This is a genomic window from Qipengyuania nanhaisediminis, from assembly GCF_900115585.1.
GTDB classification, from domain to species: Bacteria; Pseudomonadota; Alphaproteobacteria; order Sphingomonadales; family Sphingomonadaceae; genus Qipengyuania; species Qipengyuania nanhaisediminis.
The window spans coordinates 467,514-487,410 of sequence record NZ_FOWZ01000001.1 but is presented as its reverse complement, the minus strand read 5'-3'; the positions used below and the strand labels follow the sequence as shown (position 1 = coordinate 487,410).

At 63.0% G+C, this 19,897-nt stretch carries 24 protein-coding genes; 8 read left to right on the top strand and 16 right to left on the bottom strand.

Annotation, left to right across the window (positions count from 1 at the left end):
- Positions 1 to 10: 10 nt before the first annotated feature.
- The 3 genes from BM173_RS02450 to BM173_RS02440 are packed head-to-tail and all read right to left on the bottom strand — an operon-like array spanning position 11 to position 2,100.
- Positions 11 to 940 carry a hypothetical protein gene (locus tag BM173_RS02450; protein ID WP_090476982.1) on the bottom strand — a complete coding sequence of 310 codons (930 nt, stop codon included), beginning with the start codon at positions 938 to 940 and terminating at the stop codon, positions 11 to 13.
- A 58-nt stretch (positions 941 to 998) separates the two neighbouring features.
- Positions 999 to 1,424 carry a hypothetical protein gene (locus BM173_RS02445; RefSeq protein WP_090476980.1) on the bottom strand — a complete coding sequence of 142 codons (426 nt, stop codon included), beginning with the start codon at positions 1,422 to 1,424 and terminating at the stop codon, positions 999 to 1,001.
- Positions 1,417 to 2,100 carry an EI24 domain-containing protein gene (locus tag BM173_RS02440; protein WP_090478383.1) on the bottom strand — a complete coding sequence of 228 codons (684 nt, stop codon included), beginning with the start codon at positions 2,098 to 2,100 and terminating at the stop codon, positions 1,417 to 1,419. Before BM173_RS02440 ends, BM173_RS02445 begins: the two co-directional genes overlap by 8 nt.
- 113 nt (positions 2,101 to 2,213) lie before the next feature.
- Here BM173_RS02440 and BM173_RS02435 point away from each other — a divergent pair, with 113 nt between their 5' ends.
- Positions 2,214 to 3,209, top strand: a complete 996-nt coding sequence (locus tag BM173_RS02435; protein ID WP_090476978.1) for an adenosine kinase — start codon at positions 2,214 to 2,216, stop codon at positions 3,207 to 3,209.
- Positions 3,210 to 3,216: 7 nt separating this feature from the next.
- On the opposite strand, the gene BM173_RS02430 is transcribed toward BM173_RS02435, so the two are convergent.
- The 3 genes from BM173_RS02430 to purD are packed head-to-tail and all read right to left on the bottom strand — an operon-like array spanning position 3,217 to position 5,875.
- Complete coding sequence (locus tag BM173_RS02430) at positions 3,217 to 3,615, bottom strand: hypothetical protein (RefSeq protein WP_090476976.1); 399 nt, start codon at positions 3,613 to 3,615, stop codon at positions 3,217 to 3,219.
- A gap of 58 nt (positions 3,616 to 3,673) precedes the next feature.
- Positions 3,674 to 4,591, bottom strand: a complete 918-nt coding sequence (locus tag BM173_RS02425; RefSeq protein WP_090476974.1) for a M23 family metallopeptidase — start codon at positions 4,589 to 4,591, stop codon at positions 3,674 to 3,676.
- Positions 4,592 to 4,600: 9 nt separating this feature from the next.
- Complete coding sequence (gene purD / locus BM173_RS02420; protein WP_090476972.1) at positions 4,601 to 5,875, bottom strand: phosphoribosylamine--glycine ligase; 1,275 nt, start codon at positions 5,873 to 5,875, stop codon at positions 4,601 to 4,603.
- Between purD and xseA the strand changes: the two genes are divergently transcribed.
- From xseA to BM173_RS02400, 4 genes are all read left to right on the top strand, one after another.
- Positions 5,874 to 7,283 (top strand): exodeoxyribonuclease VII large subunit, encoded by a 1,410-nt coding sequence (gene xseA / locus BM173_RS02415; protein WP_090476970.1) that lies wholly within the window; start codon positions 5,874 to 5,876, stop codon positions 7,281 to 7,283. The two genes, purD and xseA, sit on opposite strands and share 2 nt — an antisense overlap.
- Before the next feature lie 24 nt (positions 7,284 to 7,307).
- Positions 7,308 to 7,517: a DUF2093 domain-containing protein gene (locus tag BM173_RS02410; RefSeq protein WP_090476968.1), complete on the top strand. Its 210-nt coding sequence runs from the start codon at positions 7,308 to 7,310 to the stop codon at positions 7,515 to 7,517.
- On the top strand, positions 7,517 to 8,434 hold the full coding sequence (locus BM173_RS02405) for a M23 family metallopeptidase (RefSeq protein ID WP_090476966.1): 918 nt from the start codon (positions 7,517 to 7,519) through the stop codon (positions 8,432 to 8,434). The genes BM173_RS02410 and BM173_RS02405 overlap by 1 nt, the downstream gene beginning before the upstream one ends.
- 103 nt (positions 8,435 to 8,537) lie before the next feature.
- Positions 8,538 to 9,449, top strand: coding sequence for an esterase-like activity of phytase family protein (locus BM173_RS02400; RefSeq protein WP_177201780.1), 912 nt, complete (start codon positions 8,538 to 8,540; stop codon positions 9,447 to 9,449).
- A gap of 89 nt (positions 9,450 to 9,538) precedes the next feature.
- Here BM173_RS02400 and rpmB read toward each other — a convergent pair whose 3' ends face one another.
- Complete coding sequence (rpmB, locus tag BM173_RS02395) at positions 9,539 to 9,829, bottom strand: 50S ribosomal protein L28 (protein WP_090476962.1); 291 nt, start codon at positions 9,827 to 9,829, stop codon at positions 9,539 to 9,541.
- A 157-nt stretch (positions 9,830 to 9,986) separates the two neighbouring features.
- Here rpmB and BM173_RS02390 point away from each other — a divergent pair, with 157 nt between their 5' ends.
- Positions 9,987 to 10,442, top strand: a complete 456-nt coding sequence (locus BM173_RS02390) for a nucleoside deaminase (RefSeq protein WP_090476961.1) — start codon at positions 9,987 to 9,989, stop codon at positions 10,440 to 10,442.
- Entirely contained in the window at positions 10,442 to 10,978 is a 537-nt protein-coding gene (locus BM173_RS02385; protein WP_177201779.1) for a TPM domain-containing protein, read from the top strand. Before BM173_RS02390 ends, BM173_RS02385 begins: the two co-directional genes overlap by 1 nt.
- A gap of 22 nt (positions 10,979 to 11,000) precedes the next feature.
- On the opposite strand, the gene BM173_RS02380 is transcribed toward BM173_RS02385, so the two are convergent.
- The 5 genes from BM173_RS02380 to BM173_RS02360 are packed head-to-tail and all read right to left on the bottom strand — an operon-like array spanning position 11,001 to position 15,030.
- Positions 11,001 to 11,771 (bottom strand): ribonuclease T2 family protein, encoded by a 771-nt coding sequence (locus BM173_RS02380; RefSeq protein WP_342741966.1) that lies wholly within the window; start codon positions 11,769 to 11,771, stop codon positions 11,001 to 11,003.
- A complete protein-coding gene (locus tag BM173_RS02375; protein WP_090476956.1) occupies positions 11,701 to 12,123 on the bottom strand; it encodes a hypothetical protein in 423 nt (140 codons plus the stop codon). The genes BM173_RS02380 and BM173_RS02375 overlap by 71 nt, the downstream gene beginning before the upstream one ends.
- A 38-nt stretch (positions 12,124 to 12,161) precedes the next feature.
- On the bottom strand, positions 12,162 to 13,022 hold the full coding sequence (gene nadC / locus BM173_RS02370; protein ID WP_090476954.1) for a carboxylating nicotinate-nucleotide diphosphorylase: 861 nt from the start codon (positions 13,020 to 13,022) through the stop codon (positions 12,162 to 12,164).
- On the bottom strand, positions 13,022 to 13,816 hold the full coding sequence (locus BM173_RS02365; RefSeq protein ID WP_090476953.1) for a LytR/AlgR family response regulator transcription factor: 795 nt from the start codon (positions 13,814 to 13,816) through the stop codon (positions 13,022 to 13,024). The genes nadC and BM173_RS02365 overlap by 1 nt, the downstream gene beginning before the upstream one ends.
- On the bottom strand, positions 13,813 to 15,030 hold the full coding sequence (locus BM173_RS02360) for a sensor histidine kinase (protein WP_090476951.1): 1,218 nt from the start codon (positions 15,028 to 15,030) through the stop codon (positions 13,813 to 13,815). The genes BM173_RS02365 and BM173_RS02360 overlap by 4 nt, the downstream gene beginning before the upstream one ends.
- Before the next feature lie 81 nt (positions 15,031 to 15,111).
- Between BM173_RS02360 and BM173_RS02355 the strand changes: the two genes are divergently transcribed.
- Positions 15,112 to 15,720 (top strand): HD domain-containing protein, encoded by a 609-nt coding sequence (locus BM173_RS02355; RefSeq protein ID WP_090476949.1) that lies wholly within the window; start codon positions 15,112 to 15,114, stop codon positions 15,718 to 15,720.
- Positions 15,721 to 15,723: 3 nt separating this feature from the next.
- Here the strand turns inward: BM173_RS02355 and BM173_RS02350 are convergent, their stop codons facing one another.
- The 4 genes from BM173_RS02350 to BM173_RS02335 are packed head-to-tail and all read right to left on the bottom strand — an operon-like array spanning position 15,724 to position 19,847.
- Entirely contained in the window at positions 15,724 to 16,404 is a 681-nt protein-coding gene (locus BM173_RS02350) for a DsbA family protein (protein WP_090476947.1), read from the bottom strand.
- Positions 16,405 to 16,429: 25 nt separating this feature from the next.
- On the bottom strand, positions 16,430 to 17,812 hold the full coding sequence (locus BM173_RS02345) for a M48 family metalloprotease (protein ID WP_090476945.1): 1,383 nt from the start codon (positions 17,810 to 17,812) through the stop codon (positions 16,430 to 16,432).
- 11 nt (positions 17,813 to 17,823) lie between these two features.
- A complete protein-coding gene (locus BM173_RS02340) occupies positions 17,824 to 18,747 on the bottom strand; it encodes an alpha/beta hydrolase (protein ID WP_090476943.1) in 924 nt (307 codons plus the stop codon).
- A complete protein-coding gene (locus BM173_RS02335; protein ID WP_090478377.1) occupies positions 18,744 to 19,847 on the bottom strand; it encodes an App1 family protein phosphatidate phosphatase in 1,104 nt (367 codons plus the stop codon). Before BM173_RS02335 ends, BM173_RS02340 begins: the two co-directional genes overlap by 4 nt.
- Positions 19,848 to 19,897 lie beyond the last annotated feature (50 nt).

Genomic DNA, 19,897 nt, shown 5'->3' with positions numbered 1-19,897 from the left:
CCGGACCCGATCACCCTTCCGCGAGGAAATCCAGCAAGGCCTGCTCGTATTCGTCGACTTCGCCGTCGGCGTGAATTTTGCCGTCGAGCCACGCCTGTTCGGTGGTGGTGACCTTTTCTGCTTCGACGATGCGATCTTCCATCGACGCGGTTGTGCCACGCTTGCCGAAGACCTGGCCGAAGACGTTGGGCGATGCTTTTGCCATGCGCCCGACGAACCGCCCGACGCTGCGCGAGGTGTCGGCCATGAAGATGTCCAGTTCTGCAGCTCGTTCGCGGCTGATCTGGGCATTGGGCAGGTGGAAGCCCTGCAAGTAGCTGGCGATGCCTTGCACGAAGAGGCGCTTCCATTCCGGATCGTTGTCGGCGTGGAGCGTAGCGTCCTTGAGGCGGAACAAGAGGTCGGCTTCCGACCGCCCGACCCCACCCGGACGGGCGCTGGAGGGAGCAAAGATCGCGCGGCGCAGGATCTGCGCTTCGGCGGCGGTGACGTTACCCTTTTCCATCTGGCCGCCGCGATGGGTCGGCCCGGTGCCGTTAAGGACGGCATCTTCCATGCGTTCGATCACCCAGTCCTTCAGGCTTTGCGGGACGTTCTTCGCACGCTCGAAAATCTTCACGACGAGTTCGCATTCGGCCATCGAACCGAATTCGCCGTCATGGTCGATCCGTGCGACCAGCCAGTCGGCGTTTTCCTGGCTGACATAGCCCTTGGGCTCCAGCTGCATGACCGTGAAAACGCTCAGCGCCTCGACGAAAAACTCGGTCCATTCGGGCCCGCGCTCGGTCAATTTGTCGTTGAGCGCGAAGATCGCGTCCGCCTCCGCCCTGGTGATGATACCATCGGGCCAGCATTCGCGGCGCAGCTGCAGAACTTCTTCGGGCGTGACCTTGCCGACTGCCGCAGCATGTTCGGCGATTTGGTCGAATTGCGTACTCATTGTTCCAAGTCCCCCTGAATGGACCCGATTTCCCTAGTATTACGCTATTAATTTCATCTTACCGACGCAGCGCCGCGACGCAAGCTGCGCGGTCGACGTCGAGGGAATCGCTGGCCCTGCGCGCCGATACATAGGTCGCGCTGGGCTGTGCGCCGGGCGACAGGGGGTAGAGGTAGATATCGAGTACGCAGGCCGGCCCGGTGAACTGCAGCTTGAGCGCATCGCCCTCCTTCACCTCCAGCCGCGGCGGACCGAAGATATTGGCGAGCGCAGTCGCATTCTTGCCGATCACGCCCTCGAGGCCGGGGACATTCATGACCCGCGGGGCGATGAAACCTCCCGAAGACGGGGCGACCTCGACCGGTTGCTGGGGCGGCGGCGTCGTGACCGGCGCGCGCGGCGGCGGGGCCGAAGGAGCGGGCGGCGCGCTGACGCAGGCCGAAAGCCCGGTGGCGACAAGTAGAAGCGGAACGAACTTACGCATCGGTTTCTCTCCCGCGATGCACCATATGGGTTGCGCTTGCCGCGCCGATGACGGGAGCAAGCAGATTGGCGAAGGGCACGAGCAGGATCGCCGCCACCGTGCCGCCGAGGAGGAATCGCTGCGCAGCCGAAATCGGCGCAATCTCCTGCGGATGTCCGCGATGACGCAGCCACACCATGTCCTGCAACTCGCGGCCCAGCAGCCAGGCGTTGACCGCCCAGAACAGGATCGCCGTCCCCACGCCGGTCACCAGCAGGATCAGCGCGAAAGGCAATGCCGCAAGGTTTACCAGCAAAGCGCGCACGGTCGATCGCACGCTGTTCGCCAGCTCCTGCCGGAACGGGAGATCGGCGACCTTTGCCGCATGGGGATAGTGGCGCGCTTCCACCGCCCGCACGATCTCATCGGCGAAGAATTGCAGGACGAATAGCGCCACGAAGCGGAACAGCAGCCAGCCGGCAACGACCGTAAGCAGGACGGCGGCAATGGCGCTAATCTCTGCACTCAAGCCTACACCATAGGCTACAAGTGCTTTGTAAAGCGCGGTGAGTACTACAGAACCTATCACGAGAAATATCGCGATCGTGACCGCTATGCTTTTTACCAGCACCTTCACGATCGCCGGATCGCCCAACTGGCCGAGTGACAGGGTAAGGGCGCGGGGAAGCGATATCATCTCCTGCCAGCGATTGCGCAGATGGGCGGCGCAAGTCAACGCCGCCCTTGGCCAATGCCCGACGAAGCGCTAACGGCGCCCGACACACCGTTTACACATCCTCCGGAGTACCAATGTCCCAGCCCCGTTACGACGTCATCGCCATCGGCAACGCAATCGTCGATGTCATGGCCCCCTGTGAAGACGATCTGATCGAAGAGCTCGGATTGGCGAAAGGCGGAATGACGCTTGTCGATACGCCGCGCGCCAAGGAACTTTACGACGCAATGGGCCGCGCGACGGAGATCTCCGGCGGTTCGGCAGCCAATACGCTGGCGGGTATGTCCTCGCTCGGCGCGCAGTGCGCCTTTGTCGGCCAGGTCGCCAAGGACCAGCTGGGCGAAATCTTCAGCCACGACATCCGCGCCGTCGGTATCGACTTCGACACCGCGCCGCGCGACGGCGATCCGCCCACCGCGCGCTGCCTCATTTTCGTGACCCCCGATGGCGAGCGCACGATGAACACCTTCCTCGGTGCCAGCCAGTTCCTGCCCCCTGCTGCGCTCGACGACGAGCTGATTGCCAGCGCCGGGATCCTCTATCTCGAAGGCTATCTCTGGGACCCTGAAGAACCGCGCAGCGCCATGCGTCGTGCGATCGACGTCGCCCGCGAGGCTGGCCGCAAGGTCGCTTTCACCGCCAGCGAAAGCTTCGTGATCGAACGCCACGGCGACGATTTCCGTGCCCTGATCGAAGAGGGCAAGATCGACATCCTCTTCGTCAACGAGCACGAACTGGCGACGCTGACCGGTGAAGACGACTTCGACGCCGGCCTCGCTGCGCTGACCGATAAGGTCCCTGTCCTCGTCGCAACGCGCAGCGCCAAGGGTGCCGTCGGCATCGCGAATGGCGAGCGCGTGGCAATCGAAGCCGAACCGATCGAGCAGGTCGTCGATACGACGGGTGCGGGCGATCTCTTCGCGGCAGGCTTCCTTACTGGCCATGCACGCGGCGAAAGCCTCGAAACCTGCCTACGGATGGGCGCGATCTGTGCGGCCGAAATCATCAGCCACATCGGCGCGCGCAGCGAGAAAGACCTGAAGGCGCTCGTCGCCGAAAAGCTCGGCTGAGACCCGGTCAGGACGGGGGCTTGTGGTAGTCCTCGTCCTTCAGGCTGAGGATGTAGTGGGCAAGTTCTGCCGCCTGCTCGGGATCGAGATCGAAATCCATCACTAGCGGGTAATTGTGCGCGTCGGTGAGATAGGTTTGCAGCGTTTGCTCGGTCACGCCTTCACGATTGGCAATATCGGCAAAGGTCGGCGCGTCGGGATTGGGCGATAGCCACGGTTTCTCGACCGCGTGACATCCGCCGCAGGCGCCCTGTGCAAAGGCGAGCGGATTGTCGTGCGCCATATTCGAGGGCGCAGGGCCGGCACTGGCTTCCTGTTCATCGGCATAAGCTGTCTGGCAGCCGCATAGGGCAAGGGCGCCAATGGCGGGCAGGGCGAGGCGAGCAAGCGATCCGGTTCTTTCCATGCTCCGAGTGTGCCGCTCCAATTGCCGAAAAGGCAAGTGCAAAGCGCTGGGCTGCATCTCAGAGGCAGTCGCCGCGCGCGAGATAACGCCCTTCGAAACGGATCGGTACCGGGACAAGGCGTCCATTATCACCCTCCTCCTGCGCGTGAATATGCAGGTGCGGTTCTTCAGTATTGCCGGAATTGCCGACCAGGCCGAGAACGCTTCCCGCTGAAACGGTATCGCCTTCCGAAACCCTTACGGAACCCTGCTTGAAATGGGCCATCAGCACTTCGCGCCCGTCGCAGCTCAGCAGGACGATGTTCGCTCCGTCGCGAGAGCGGTATTTGTGCCCCGCCAGGACATCCGTCTTGTCATTCTCCGTCTCGACGACCTCTCCGGTGCATGGTGCGATTACCGGTGTTCCGAACACCGCGTAATCTTCCGGCGAAAGCGGCTTGGGATAATGGGATAGTCCGGACTTTGTCCTGAACCCCTGTGCGTTGGTCGCTATCAGGTCGACGGAATGCTTTTCGAAGTCCGCCGCCGTGCTTGCGCTCACGACGTAATGCAGGTTCAGGCCGACGGAGGCTCCTCCCGACAGGACGCAATAACCGGCGTCCTCGGGCAGCGGGCTGGCCAGTGACAGATAAGGTTCGTCGGGGGCGATCCGCCCCGTCACTCCCTGCCAGATCATGGCTGCCCCCAAGGCGGCCAGGCCAACTGCCGCGAAGAGGCTGGCGCGACCTGCGGCATTGTCGGGCGCAGGTTGACGGAGCCATCTAATGCAGGCCGCTCCGAACAGGGCGAGATAGAAAACCGCGCCCAGCGGGGGCGGGTATATCCACACACCGAGCAAGAGGATGCCCGCTAGGAATGCGGATGCCCCGCCGACCACCCACAGCTTTCTTCCAAACGGAGCGGGTCGTGCGAAAAACAGGCCACGGATCAGCGCAATCAGCGCCAGGTTCTGGAAGACCAGCCCGTAAAGCAGCATGGAACTGCCTTACCCCCGCTCGCGCCTGACCTCTCGCTGGCCGATGTCGCGGCGGCAGAAACCTTCCGCGAAGTCGATGGCGTCGACCGCGGCATAGGCATTGCGCTGCGCCTCGGTCGCGCTCGCGCCTTTTGCAGTCACATTGAGCACCCTGCCGCCGTTCGCAACGAGCTGGCCATCTGCCATCTTCGTACCTGCATGGAAGACCTTGGCCCCGTCCGCCTCCGCATTGCCGAGATGAATGGCGCCGCCCTTCTTCGGAGTATCGGGATAGCCTTCTGCAGCCATGACGACTGTCAGCGCGAACTGGTCCGCCATGCGCGGCACCTCGATCTGTCCGAGCCGCCCTTCCGCGCAGGCGTGCATGATCTCGACCAGATCGCTTTCCAGCCGCATCATCAGAACCTGGCATTCCGGATCGCCGAAACGCACGTTGTATTCGATCAGCTGGGGGCCGGTCTTGGTAAGCATGAGACCTGCGTAAAGGACGCCCGAATAGGGGTGTCCTTCTTCGCGCATGGTCCGGACCGTGGGTTCGATGATCTCGCGCATGACCTGGTCTTTCAGGGCGTCGGTCAGGACCGGTGCAGGTGAATAGGCGCCCATGCCGCCGGTATTGGGGCCGGTGTCGCCCTCGCCCACGCGCTTGTGGTCCTGCGCACTGCCGATCGGAACAATGGTCTCGCCATCGGTGAGGGCGAAATAGCTCGCCTCCTCGCCCTGCAGGAATTCCTCGATGACGACTTCGCTGCCCGCGCTGCCGAATTTGCCGTCGAACATTTCGGAAAGGGCGTGCTGCGCTTCCTCGCGGGTTTCGGCGATGACGACACCCTTGCCTGCCGCAAGACCGTCTGCCTTGAGGACGAAAGGCGGGTCGAATTTCTTGAGCGCACCCCAGGCCGCCTCGAGCGAGGTGCACCGTTCGAACCGCGCGGTCGGGATGCGGGCGCGCTGGCAGAGCTCCTTGGTAAAGCTCTTGCTGCCTTCCAGTTGCGCGGCTGCCTTGGAGGGACCGAAAACCGCCACGCCTGCCGCACGCAGATCGTCTGCCAGCCCGTCCACCAGCGGCGCTTCGGGGCCGATCACGACCAGGCCGATGGACTTGTCGCGGCAAAACTGCTCCACCGCTGCGTGATCGCTTGCATCGAGCGCAATGCACTCGGCACATTCGGCCATTCCCGGGTTGCCGGGACTAGCCCACAGCTTGTCGCATTGCGGCGATTGCGCCAGTTTCCAGCCAAGCGCATGTTCGCGACCACCGCCGCCCAGCAAAAGGATATTCATGCCCGCCGATTTCCCGTCAGATTCCCAAGATGACAGTCTGGTAGCGAAGGGGCGCGCCGGGGACAACGCCGCCCCGCTCTCGATCAGCGAGATTTCCGGCCTGCTCAAGCGCACGGTGGAGGAGCGGTTCGGCTATGTGCGCCTGCGCGGCGAGCTTTCGGGCGTCAAACGCGCGGCTAGCGGACACATGTATTGCGCGCTCAAGGACGAGAAGGCGGTTATCGATGGGGTGATGTGGCGCGGCAATACCCAGCGCCTTGCGTTCCAGCCCGAAGATGGCCTGGAGGTCGTGGCCAGCGGCAAGTTGACGACCTATCCCGGCCGCTCGAAATACCAGATCGTGATCGAGCGGATGGAACTGGCAGGCGAAGGGGCTCTGCTGGCACTGCTCGAAAAAACGCGCGCGCGCCTCGCTGCAGAAGGGCTGTTCGACGAGGGGCGCAAGCGGGCGCTCCCGTTCCTGCCCCGCACCATCGGCGTGGTGACCTCACCCACCGGCGCAGTCATTCGCGACATCCTCCACCGCCTTGCCGACCGCTTCCCCAGCCGGGTGATCGTGTGGCCCGTCCTCGTGCAAGGGCAGGGTGCGGCGGACCAGGTGGCAGGCGCGGTGCGCGGTTTCTCGGCGCTACCCGAAGGGCATTCCGACCGGCCGGACCTCGTCATCGTCGCGCGCGGGGGCGGTTCGATCGAAGATTTGTGGAGCTTCAACGAAGAAGCGGTCGTTCGCGCGATAGCCGAATGCTCCATCCCGACGATCAGCGCGGTCGGTCACGAAACCGATACCACTCTGGCCGATTACGCTGCCGACAGGCGCGCGCCGACGCCGACCGCGGCCGCCGAAATCGCCGTGCCTGTCCGACAGGAACTTGCCGCTACATTGGCCGATTTCGGCGCACGGCAGCAGCGCGCCATACTGCGCCCCGTGCAGCTCGGTCGCGAGCGGCTGGAGGCTCGGGTCCAGCGCATGCCCAAGCTGGAGGTGCTGCTGCAGCCCCAGGCGCAGCGGCTGGACGATGCCGCCACGCGGCTCGCCAACGGGCTACGCGACCGCGCAGCCCGCGCGCGTGACCGGCTGCAATCCGACCGGGCAAGGCTCAATGCACCCCTTTTGAAAATCCGCGTAGAGCAGGCGCAGCAGCGCCTGACTGCCGTATCTCGCCTGATGGTCTCGCTCGATCCGGACAATGTCGTGAAGCGCGGCTACGTGCGGGTTATCGGACCGGAGGGCAGGACTGTTACTACCCATGCGGCCGCGGCGAAAGAGGCTGCCCTGACGCTGAAATTCCGCGATGGAGACCTGGCCGTCACGACGGGCAAGGCACCGCAGGCGCCCACGGCCCCGAAACCGCGCGCGAAGCGCCCGGCGAAGGGAACACCACCAGCGCAGGATGATTTGTTCGGATAGGCGCGAAGTGCTAGGACGCTCACCATGCTGATGAACAAGAATTCCGGCCCCGCTTCGGGCGAGGCAAAGCTGCAATACGGCCCGAACGGCTTTCGCGTGTTGCGCGCAGGCCAGCACGTTTTCTGCGCCGCTTCGGGCGAGGCGATCCCGCTCGACGAATTGCGTTACTGGTCGGTAGAGTACCAAGAGGCCTACGCGACACCGCAACTCGCAACGGAGCGTCTCAAACCGTGATGCGCCATAGGGTCGCGCCGCTACTTTTTCTCCTCACTGCCGCTTGCGTCGCTCCCGCGCAGGGCACGCCCGTGACCGCATCGGAAGAGGTGGTCGTGAGCGAGCCTGCGCCGGCGCCAGCGCCGACTGTGGTTGAAGAGCCAAGGCCCGAACCCGCAAAACCGGTCGATTTCACCTTCATCGGCGAACTGACGCAAGGCGGCTGGATGCGCGGCGACCTTGGTCCCGGGCGATGGACCGCGCAGTTGGGCGATCAGGAAATCGCCGTCGATGACGAAGGCCGCTTCTTTGCCGCATTCGACAGGGACAGCCCCGCGAAGATCGAATTCAAGGCGACGAGTGGCAATCTGGTCTATGCGCGGGAGACCATCACCGTCGATCCGCGCGAGTGGGATATCGAGCGCGTCAATGTCGCCAAAGGTACGGGCGGGGGCGGTGCGGCTTGGTGGGCGAAGCGTGAGCCGGAATGGCTGGCGATCCGCGATGCCCGGGCGAAGGAAACCGGGGCCGAGGGTTGGATGCAGGAGTTCATCTGGCCGGTAACCGGGCGCATCTCTGGTCGTTTCGGCCGCCAGCGTATCTATCGCGGCGAACCGGGCAGCTATCATTCCGGTATCGATATCGCTCCCGGCAATGGCGCTCCTTTTGTTGCGCCTGCTGGCGGTGTTGTCGTGCTCGCGCGGACAGGGTTCAGCCTTGAGGGCGGTATCATCATCCTCGATCATGGTGCGGGCCTGAACAGCGCCTTCATTCACCTCTCGCGGCTGAGAGTGGCGGAGGGTGACCGGGTCGAACAGGGCCAGCTGCTTGGAAATGTCGGTGCTTCGGGCCGCGCTACCGGGCCACACCTTCACTGGAGCCTGATGTGGCGCGAGAAGCGGCTCGATCCGCTCCTGTTCCTGCCTCCCATGCCATGAGGTTGGGAGCATACCCGCAGGTCGCGCCACGGCATGCGTTTACTCGATGCGGATAGGCCGGATTTTCTTTGTTGCGCTTCTTGCCCTGGGCCTGTCGCCCGGGGTGTTCGTGCGCAGCGATGTCGCGCCGCCGGATCTAACAGGGTCAGTCGAGATACGCGCGCTCGCGTTCGATGCTGTGACGAATGGCCCCCTGTCACTTGGCGGGCTTTGGCACCTGACAAGCGAGAACGACGGGTTCGGTGGTTACTCCGCATTGGTTTCCCTGGGCGAGGACATGTTTCTCGCAGGCAGCGATGCAGGACGCGTCCTGCTGCTGACCCGACCCGACCGGGAGGGGCCGGCCCCGGAAGTGTCCGGTTTCACGGGGTTCTCGAACGACGGCTGGATCCGGATCGACCTCGAATCGATAGTGCGAGATCCGCAAACAGGACGTTTCTGGTCGGGCATCGAGGGGTCGAACCATATTGTGAGGTTCAACCCGGACAGGACTTGGTCGGCGGCATTTAAACCGCCTGCCATGCAGGACTGGGCGAACAATTCAGGCGCGGAAGCAATGGTGCGCCTTGCCGACGGCAGGATCATCGTGATCGCCGAGGAGGATCGCGGCGATGCCCGGCACGAGGCGTTGCTTTTCGAAGGCGATCCCGTCCGCGGCGCCGTTCCTGCCGGCTTCACCCTGATCGGCGAGAGGGGGTACAACCCTGCGGAAGCGACGCTTCTGCCCGATGGAAGGGTCCTCGTAATCCTTCGGGCATTCGAACTTGGCTTGCCGCCCTATTTTTCCGTGAAGCTCGCGACGTTCGACCCGCAGGACATAAGGGACGGTGAAGCTATCGCCCTGCAGCCACTGAGCGATCTTGGGCGCCCGTTCCCGCAAGAGAACTTCGAGGGGGCCGTGGTTACGCAAGAGGCCGGTGGCGATTGGGCTATCTGGCTCATCTCGGACGACAATTTCAGCAAGCTCCAAAGGACCCTGCTGATGCGATTGGACTGGCCCGAAGCCGCTCGATAACCAGGTAGAAAACAGCAAAAGGCGCGCAGGCAAGACCCGCGCGCCTTTTCACATATCAAGCCCTGGAACGGCGCCGAAGCGCCATCGCCTTAAGCGGCTTCGGCGACAGCCTTCTTGAGCTCGCGCTTTACCTTGAGCGCGTTGGCCGAAAGCTTTTCGTCCTTGGTCTTCAGCAGCCAGTTGTCGAGACCGCCGTTGTGTTCGACCGAACGCAGGCCCTGGGTCGAAACGCGGAACTTGAAGCTGCGATCGAGCTTTTCGCTCAGCAGCGTGACGTTCTGCAGGTTCGGCAGGAAGACGCGCTTGGTCTTGTTGTTGGCGTGGCTCACATTGTTGCCGACCTGGCGGCCCTTGCCGGTGAGTTCGCAAATACGCGACATGGTTCAGTCTCTTCGTTCGAATGGGCGGGCGAGTTCCCTTGACCGCTTTTGCGGGTGAGGGGCTCATAAATCCCGGAAAGCGGCGCGCATAGCGGCGAGGGTGCGAATCGTCAAGCACGTTGCGCCCCCGCAGCCTGCGGGCTAGCGAGGCGCTGGTATGACAGGCTGGACCCTTCCGCAACCGATGAAGCGCGCGCTCGAACTGGCGGAGGCCAGCGCAGCAGCGGGCGAAGTACCGGTGGGTGCAGTCATCTCACGCGACGGCGAGGTAATTGCCGAGGCGCACAATACGCCGCGCGAGACTTGCGATCCGACCGCGCACGCCGAGATCCTCGCGATTCGCCGTGCGGCAGTAGTGCTCGGCCAGGAACGCCTTTCCGACTGCGAACTATGGGTCACGCTGGAACCTTGCGCCATGTGCGCAGGTGCGATCGTGCACGCAAGGCTGGGCAAGGTTTACTACGGGGCGAGCGACCCCAAGGGAGGCGCGGTGGAACACGGCGCCCGGGTTTTCGAGCAGGAACAATGCCTGCACCGCCCCGAAGTCTATTCCGGGATTGGGGAAGCCAGGGCCGCCCGGATGCTGCGCGAATTCTTCAAGGCCCGCCGTTGATGAGGCGCCTCTCCCATATAGTCTATGGTCCGCTCGTTTTCGGCGCAGCGCTGGTCGGATGCCTGGATCAATCGCAGGCCGATCCAGCCCCGGTTGCGGTAGAAGAATCCCGTCCGGCTCCCTCGGTGGAACTGCTTGGGCCGGTTTCGGATCATGCCAATCTTCTTACGCCGGCAGCAGAGCAGGCGATTGCCCAGAAGCTTATCGACCTGGAGAAGGCCACCGGACACCAGATGGTGGTTGTTACCGTCGGCAGTCTCAAGGGGCGCGAGATTGCGGACTACACGACCGATCTGGGCAATGCCTGGGGGATCGGTCGCGCAGGTGTCGATGATGGCGTCATCCTCCTGGTTGCTCCTAACGAGCGCAGGGTGAGGATCGCCGTCGGCTACGGTCTTGAGGAGGTGTTGCCGGACGAGTTCTGCTCAGCGGTGATCCAAGATTCGATCCTGCCTCATTTCAGGCAAGATGATTATCTTGCGGGCATCGCTGCCGGGACCGATGCGCTGGTCGGAAGGCTGAGGAAGCAAAGCTGACCGGGCGTCTTCTTGTTGTTCCTTACAGACCCCGCCAGATCTTCGCAGCCTGCTTGTCCTTTGCGCCAAAGCGCTGTGCATCGCAGGCTTCGGGCATGAAGCGCCTGTCGTAACAAAGCCGCAATTCCTCGAGCCATCCCTTGCGATCGAGGTGCACGCCCACAGCCTCGGGAAACCAGCCCGGATTGGCGTCTGCAAAGCGGGTGCGGATGGTGCCGGCGGTGAGGTCGTCCTCGCGGCTGATGCGCACGAAATCCGGCCACCGCAGACCATCGTAAAGTATGCGCGTCACCTTGAAATAGGTCGCCGGGCGCCGGGTCATGCAACTGCCGTGCTTTTGCCACTGGCGGGCAAGGAGCGACGCATCGGGGCTCATGCAGAGATTGGGCCTCAGTACATCGGCGCTGACCGGTGTCCGCGCACACCACTGGGGCCATGTACGCCCGCTGTTCGGCCATAGGCCGTGAACGGTGAAACCGAACCGGCCTTGCCTGCCGGAGCATTGCCGGGCGTGCCGCCTGTCATCCTCGCGAAAGCGGCAAAACTCCGGACTCCAGCTGAGCGCCAGGGTGTAGCCGGTGACAGGCAGGTTCCGCGCCCGTCCTTCGTCGCGAAGCTGCGGTGTCTGTACATTCGCAGGAAGACGACATTGATAGGCCTGCGCCTGGGCAACGCTGGCAAACCCCAGCGAGGCGATAACAGACGCAGCAATAAGACCGGCTCTAATCGCCCGAGCCTCGCTTCTGCGCGAACCAGGCCTTCGCTTCGGGAGTAAAGAGGAAATAGACGGCACCGACCGTCATGATCGTACTGATCCAGCTGATGATCACGCTGACCATTGGCGCCTCGCCGCCGCTTCCCATCGCCGCCGCGTAGACGCCGTAGGCGGCGAAGAGAGCGAGCACGTATTTAACGAACTCGATCCGCAGTTTGGAAACGAGGAACCACAGTGCCAGAGCGATGAAGATCCAGAACGCCAGACCGGCAATCAGGAGCCCTTGTCCCATCGGTGCGATACCCTGGGCGGCCAGCTCGTCGTTGGAAATCTCGACCATGGTGTCGAAGACCAGCAACACGCCGAGCAAGGAAACGGCCACCGAGCCGAGATAAAGCAAATCGAACTTTTTGATCGCTGCAGGCTTCATGGCATCCCCCTCACATTCAGGAACGGAATGCACCCGAATTACAGCGGGGTAAAGTCCAGACCGATATCTGCCGCAGGTGCGCTCTGGGTGAGCCTGCCGACGGATACGTAGTCGACACCGGTGGCGGCCTTTGCCTTGATCGTGGCAAGATTGATGCCGCCGCTGGCTTCGGTCGGGACCCGGCCCGCCACCAGCTCAACGGCTTCGCGCAACGTCGGTGGCTCCATGTTGTCGAGCAAGAGCCGCGTGGCCCCGGCTTTGAGCGCTGGTTCGATCTGGTCGATACGGTCGACTTCGCAGATGATGTCCTCGACGCCTGCGTCGACCGCGCGGCGCACCGCCTCGCCAACGCTGCCCGCGACGAGGACGTGGTTGTCCTTGATCATTGCAGCGTCCCACAGGCCCATGCGGTGGTTCGCACCTCCGCCCATGCGGACCGCGTATTTCTCGAGATGGCGCAGGCCGGGAATGGTCTTGCGGGTGTCGAGCAGGGTGCAGTCGGGATTGTCCATCGTCGCGACATATTGCGCAACCATGGTGGCGATGCCCGACAGGTGCTGAACGGTGTTGAGTGCACTGCGCTCTGCCGTCAGCATGGCTCGGGCGTTGCCTTCGAGGCGCATCAGGTCGGTCCCGGCCGGAACGCTTTCGCCCTCTTCGACCAGCAACTCGATTGTCATGTCCATATCGAGCGCGCGGAAGAAAGCTTCCGCCACCGGAAGGCCTGCGACGCGGATGTCGTCGCGCGTGTCCATTACGCCGGAGAACCGCGCGTCTGCTGGAATGACGCTTTCGCTGGTTACGTCACGCCCGCCGCCGGGAAGGCCTTGGCCGAGATCCTCGGCGAGCGTCTCGCGCACGAAGGCGGCGAGGTCGAATCCGTCTAAGGTGAAGCCCATCAGTGGACGAAGCGTGCCACGACGTCGCGATAGGAACGCGAAACTTTCACTTCCGCGCCGCTATCGAGGACCAGAAAGCATTCGCCGTTCGTATGCGGCTTTACCTGGCGCACCTGGTCCAGATTGACGATGGTCGAGCGGTGTACGCGCTGGAACTTGCGCGGATCCAGGCGGCGTTCGAGGTCCTTCATCGTCTCCCGCAGGATAAGCGAATTATCGCCGGTATAGATGCACATGTAGTCGCCGGCAGCCTCGATATGCTCGATTGTCTCGACTTCCACACGGAAGATCTGGCCGCGGTCTTTCACGTTGATCAGCTTCTCGTAGCGGCCGGCAGCCTCGGCATCTTCCTCGCTCGTCTCGACCGCTTCGGGTGCGACTTCGGAAAGGACGCCGCGCAGGCGATCGGCTTCGTCGGAGGACTTCTTCTCGGCGAGGCGCTGGCGGACGCGCTCGATGGTATCGGCGAGCTTGTCCTCGTCGACCGGCTTCATCAGGTAGTTGACCGCATTCGCCTCGAAGGCGCGGATGGCATGTTCCTGGAAGGCGGTGACGAACACGAACAGCGGCGGTTCGATCTCCATGACGCCCTGGACCACGGAAAAGCCGTCGAAGCCCGGCATCTGGATGTCGAGAAAGACGAGGTCCGGTTTCAGCGTCTTGATCGCGCGGATCGCCTCACGCCCGTTCTGGCAGGTTTCGATGATCTCAACGTCATCGAACGGTTCGAGGCGTAGCTGAAGCCCCTGGATTGCGAGCTTTTCGTCGTCGACGAGGATCGTGCGAATAGTCATGGCTTGGTACTTACCTTCTGGGGGGCAGACGGGGGATTAACGGCCAAGGCAGTGGCTTGTTTCTCGGCCAATGTCCCCTGCGCTGCGGCAGGCGGCTCTTCCTCGTCGGCGAGTTCGTGCGGAATTTCGATCAGCACGGTGAATCCGCCCGACTCGGGTGAGCGGATTTCGAAACGGTGGTCGTCGCCATAGGCCTGCGCCAGGCGATCGCGAATATTGGCGAGACCCACGCCCGTCGAATCGCGGCGCTTGTGCGTGGCCATTACGGCGGGAAGGTCGTCCGCGACCCCTCCGACGTCGACGCCGGGCCCGGTGTCAGACACCGTAATCCTCAGGCGTGGCCCGACGATCTGTGCGAGCAGCGAGATTTCGGCGCCCTCTTCTTTGGGACTGACGCCGTATTTGATCGCATTTTCGATAAGCGGCTGGAGGAGCATGGAAGGGACCTGGGCCTTGGCGGCCCTGTCTTCGATCCTGAAATTGGTGCGCAAGCGGTCCTCGAACCGCATCTTCTCTATACTGAGGTAGAGCTGCAGCGTCTCCGCCTCCTGTGCGACGCTCACCTTGCCGCCCGGCTGGGTTACCAGCGTGTGCCGCAGGAAGCTGGAAAGACGGGTCAGCATCGCATTCGCCGGCTCGGTCTGCTTGAGCAGGACCAGTGTGCTGATCGAGTTGAGAGTGTTGAAGAGGAAATGCGGATTTAGCTGGTACCGCAGCATGGCCAGCTGTGCGCTGGTGGCCTGGGCCTCGAGCCGCTCCAGACGGTCGGATTGCTCCTCCACCTGGAGGAAGAAATTGATCGCATAGTAGAGCGCCGACCAGGCGCCGAGCAAGGTTAGGTCGAAGAAATAGATGCCCACGAACAGGCTGACGAAACTCCCGCTCGAAGACGTGCCCGCGACTTCCAGCACCCAGCTATCGATGAAGGCATAAATGCCCGTTGCGAACATCAGGACAACCGCGGTGCTGCCCCATGTCACCAGCGGCCTTTGCGCGATCAAGTAATTGTACACGACGGAAAGGATCAGGCTGAGCGAGAAGCCCGTGATCGTCGCAATCAGGATAATGACGAGGCGCTCTGCCGGCTGGTCGTTCGCCACGGCAGACATGACGCGCAGCATTGTCGCCCCGCCCCAGCCTAACAGCTGGAGGTTCCAGAACGCCTGGTTCTTGTTCGCGAAGAACGGCGTAGGGCTAAAGGGCAACACGGCCATCGTGAGGCTTCCCTAGCCCAATTGCCGCGCCCTGCGCCAGTCGCTAGGATATATGGCAAGAAAGCACTTGGGAGAGAGCCGATGAACAAGCCGGAAAACCTGACCCACTCGATCGAGGAGCGCGCCAAGTTCCGCGAAATGAAGGAAGGCACGCAGGAAGACTGGGCGATCATCGGTGCGGAATACATGGCTTTTGCCAAGGACTTGCCCGACCGTGTGCTCGATCACCTCAAGCTGCTCGACGGCGATTTCGGCGGATTTCCGGTCTGCCGCCTCGAACATTCCCTGCAAACCGCGACTCGCGCGCATCGCGACGGACGTGACGAGCAATATGTCGTGATGGCGCTGCTCCACGATATCGGCGACACGCTGGGCAGCTACAACCACCCGGAAGTCGCGGCTTCGATCATCAAGCCCTTCGTGACCGAGGAAATCCACTGGATCTGCCAGAACCACGGCGCGTTCCAGGGCTATTACTATTTCCATCACCTCGGCATGGATCGCAATGTGCGCGACAAGTTCCAGGACAGCCCGCATTACCAGGCCTGTGCCGAATTCTGCGAGAAGTACGACCAGGCGGCCTTCGATCCCGATTACGAGAGCGAACCGCTGGAATTCTTCGAGCCGATGGTGCGCCGTGTGATGGCGAAGCCGCTTGCCTCGATGTACGCCAAGGCGATCGAGGAATAGGGCCTAGCTGCCGATCGCTTTCGCCAGCTGGTCGTAGCCGACCGCGCCTTCGAATGCCTTGTCGCCGGTCACCCAGCTGGGTGTTCCGGAAAAGCCGAGCTGCTGGGCCAGCGCCTGGTTGCGTGCAAGTTCTGCCGTGACCTCTTCCGATGCGCCGTATTCCTGGGCCGCCTCGAGATCGAGACCGGCTTCGCGCGCCGCCGCCATCACGTTTTCGGGCGCGGTCGATCCCATCGCGAACATGGCGTGGTAGAACGCGTCGAACTTGCCCTGTTTCGCTGCGGCCAGTGCCATCCGTGCGGGCACATCGCTGCCCTGGAACAGCGGAAGTTCGCGGATGACAACGCGTAGCTCGGGATCGTCGGCGACGAGGCGGTCGATATCCTCGGTGCTGATCCTGCAATAGCCGCAGGCATAATCGGTGAACTTCACCAGCGTGCGCGAACCCTCCGGATTACCGAGAACCGCGCCGGGGAACGGTGTCGTCACTTCGCTGGAAATGGAGGCCAGCGAATCGCGCGATTGCTGCTCCTGGTAGGCGTTTGCCATCGCGGGCAGGATGTCGGGGTTTGCGACGAGGTACTCGCGGGTCTGCGAATTGCCCAACCCGCTGAACGAGAAGAGCGCCGCGCCTGCGAACCCGAACACCAGCGCAATCAGCGCTGTTACAAAATGCCGTGCCATCGTCCTGTTCCCCGTTCCTGCTGCTCTATCGCCGCCTGCGGCAGCTACGGTCCTTGCTCATTTCGCACTGCTGTTCGAGCAATGCCCGTGCCTGCATGCCGATATCCTGCGCCCGCAACCAGTCGGGTGATCCGACAGGCAAACCTGCTTCCGCCGCCTGTGCGCTGCGCATCGCGAGTGCATATTCGCGCTTCATGACTTGCTGTTCCGCACTGGCCAATCGTGCGCGGGGCATGTCGCCGCGCGCGGCATAGACGACCCCGAGCTGGTACCATGCGAAGGGATTGTAGCGATCACGACCCACCGACGCGCGCAGCACACGCTCCGCCTCTTCGTAGTTTGTCTCGTCCTCGGTAGCGATCAGCGCATGGCCGAAGAGCGATGCGATTAGGGGCTCGGCGCGGCTTAGCGTGGTGGCTTCGCGAAGGTACGTAAGCGCCTCGTCCGGGCGGCCCGATTCCAGCAGGACCTGGCCCTTCAGCTCGAGGAAGTAAGGGTCGGCAGGGGCGCGCTCGATCAGCAGATCGGCGGTTCCGAGCGCGCGCTCCATCTTGGCCTGCTTGTGATAGGCATAGGCGCGAGCGACGAGCGCGGGTGTGGAGGTGTCGCTTTCCGGATAGTCACGCAGGGTGTGCTCGGGTTTCGCGACATAGCCCATGAGTTTGGCCTTCACCCGCTGGAAACGCGCTTCCAGCGCCGGGTCGCTCGGCTTGTTCCAGGCGGGATCCTTTTCATAGGTGCCGCGCAGGGTCGAGATGCGGTCGCCCGAAAGGGGGTGCGTGCGCCAGAAGCCAGCTTCCTCGTCCTGGCTGAAGCCCCGCCGCATCTCCATGTTCAGCAGCTTGCCAAAGAAGGATAGGGAACCGCGACCGGAAATGCCTGCGCGCGACAGATATTCGGCACCCGCCGCATCGGCACTCGCCTCCTGTGTGCGGGTGAACGAGAGAACGGAGCTGAGCGCGGCGCTCTGCCCGGCCATCATCAGGCCCATCGCAGCGTCGGTCGAACCGGCAAGCGCTGCGCCGATACCGGCAAGCATGGAGAGCAGCGAGATATTGCCGGCCTTGGCGTAACCTTCGCCGATGCGATTGATATGGCCGCCGGTAATATGGCCCAGTTCGTGAGCGATCACGCCCTGCACTTCGTTTGCGCTATCGGCAGCGTCGATCAGGCCACTGTGGAGGTAGATCGCCTGGCCGCCTGCAACGAAGGCGTTGAGGCTCGGGTCATTGATCAGCACCATCTCGACATTGCCAGGCTCGAGGCCTGCGGCTTCGACCAAGGGAGCGGCAATCTCGTCGAGGAACGCTTCGGTTTCCGCATCGCGCAGAACCGATTGTGCGGCCAGGGGCTGGGCCGCCAGGACAAGAAGCGCGACAAGGGCGAAGAGGTGGGAAAGCAGGCGCATCGGCTCTCCTCTTACGGGGTTTTGGCCTGAACCGGAACTGAAAGCGCTGCGTTCCGATCGAGGAAGCTGATGAACGTATCGATCACTTCCGGGTCGCGCCGCCAGGGATGGGCGAGGGCAAGCAGCGGGTCATTATGCGTCATGGCCGGCATGAAAAGCGTCTGCACGCCTGCCCCGCCTTGCTCCAGCGCGGCGGCAAGGGCGCGGGTATTGCGCGGTTTGACGAGGCTGTCCTGTTCCCCGTGCACCAGCAGCATGGGAGGGGCATCGCCGCGCACATGGTTTACCGGCTGGCTTTCCGCGCCCACACCCACAGAGCCGAAGGCGGCCCGGGTGGAATCGCTGTCATAGGGATAGAAATCGTAAGGCCCTGCCAGTCCGATCACGCCGCGGATCGCCGCACGCGGAACGCCAGCTTTTGCCAGCCAGCGTTCTTCCAGTGCCACCTGCGCAACATTGTATGCTCCGGCTGAGTGACCGGAAAGCAGGATGCGGTCGGGGTCACCGCCATAGGTCGCGATGTTCTCATGGACCCACGCCGTCACGGCTGCCGTGTCCTGAAGCATCGCCGGATAGCGGCCGTTGTCGCGCAGGCGATATCCGCCCAGCACCACGACGAACCCTTCCGGAGCAATGTTCCGGGCGATGAAGCCGTAGTCGTCCGGATCGCCATTGCGCCAACTACCGCCGTGGATGAAAATCAGAACCGGCAGGGCCTTGCTGGCGGATGGGTCGCCATAGACGAGGAGTTTCTGGCGCTTGTCGTCGCCGAGGCTCTGCTTGTGCAGCAGCTGGACGGCGGTCTTGCCGCCGGAAATCCGATCCACCGCGTCGAGGACGGCAGGACCGTTGCGATTGATTGCGATCAGGACCGCGCCGCCGGCGATCAGGGCGAGGCCCACGATCACGCCCACTATCAGCATCACCGTCTTCACGCTGCCTCCGTTTCGCCCTTGCCGACCGACTTGACGACATTCTGTGCTTCATCGTCCTCGAGCAATCCGATCGAGGCGAGGAATTTGCGCCCTTCCTCATAACCCTCACCAAGCCAGAGCGGGATGTTTGCGGACTTCAAAGACTGTTTGGCAGCAAGTTCTTCCGGGCTCATCGCTTCGCCGACCTTACGGATGAAGACCGCCCTGACCCTGCCCGGATTGCTGGCCGCTACATCGGCAAAGGCGGTTAGGTCACCCTGGCTGTCATCGCCGATCAGCGCGAATTTCATGTCGGGATAGGTCGCCAGGATCCCGTCGATTGCGGCGCGCTTGTGAGCGCCGTGGCTGGAGGATCCGAATGTTGCGCGATTGAGGCCCCAGTCGCGCAACATGATCGGGCCAAGCGGCAACCCGCGGCCCTTCATGTAGGTGACGAGATAGGAAAACAGGTTCCACGGGCTCGACGAAACGTAGAAGAAGGGGCGCCGTGATGCGCGCTGGTGATCGCCGGCGTGGCCATTCTGCCCGTGATGGTCCTGCCCGCCGCCCAAGGCGTTGTAGAATACGTCCGCGCCGGGAACGAGGATACGTTCTTCCGGCATCTGCATGAGCACTCGCCGCCAATTACGCATCACCGCGCGGAAATTCCCGGTGATCCCCGTTTCGATGATCGTATCGTCGATATCCGAGATGAATCCGAGCGACGTGCTTTTGCCCGGCGCGAGCACGTGTCCGTCGAGGCAGTGTTCGCCTTCGCCATTGGACCAATGGAAGCTGACCGTCTCCCATTCCGGTTCCTCGCCATAGGGCCAGTCACCCTCCAGCCTGATGTCGAAATGGACGAAGCCCTCCTTGTCGGTCACGCCCTGGTGCCGCTGCGATTGTTGGCCCGGAGCGGCGATCTCGAGCTCGACCGGCAGGCCCTCCACTTCATGGCTGGCAAACTGACCCATCATGGTGCGCATCGCCTGCCATTTTCCCGACTTCGCAAAGCTGCTGTCGCGCGAGCGCAAGGCGCGGGCGGTGATGAACAGCCGCTCCTCGTTGCGATATCCGAAATAGGGCTGGATCCGGACGGGTGCGGTGGGGAAAAATGGCATGGGCCGCAGCGCTAGCGCGTGCGGCCCATCCATCTCAAGCACTTATTCGG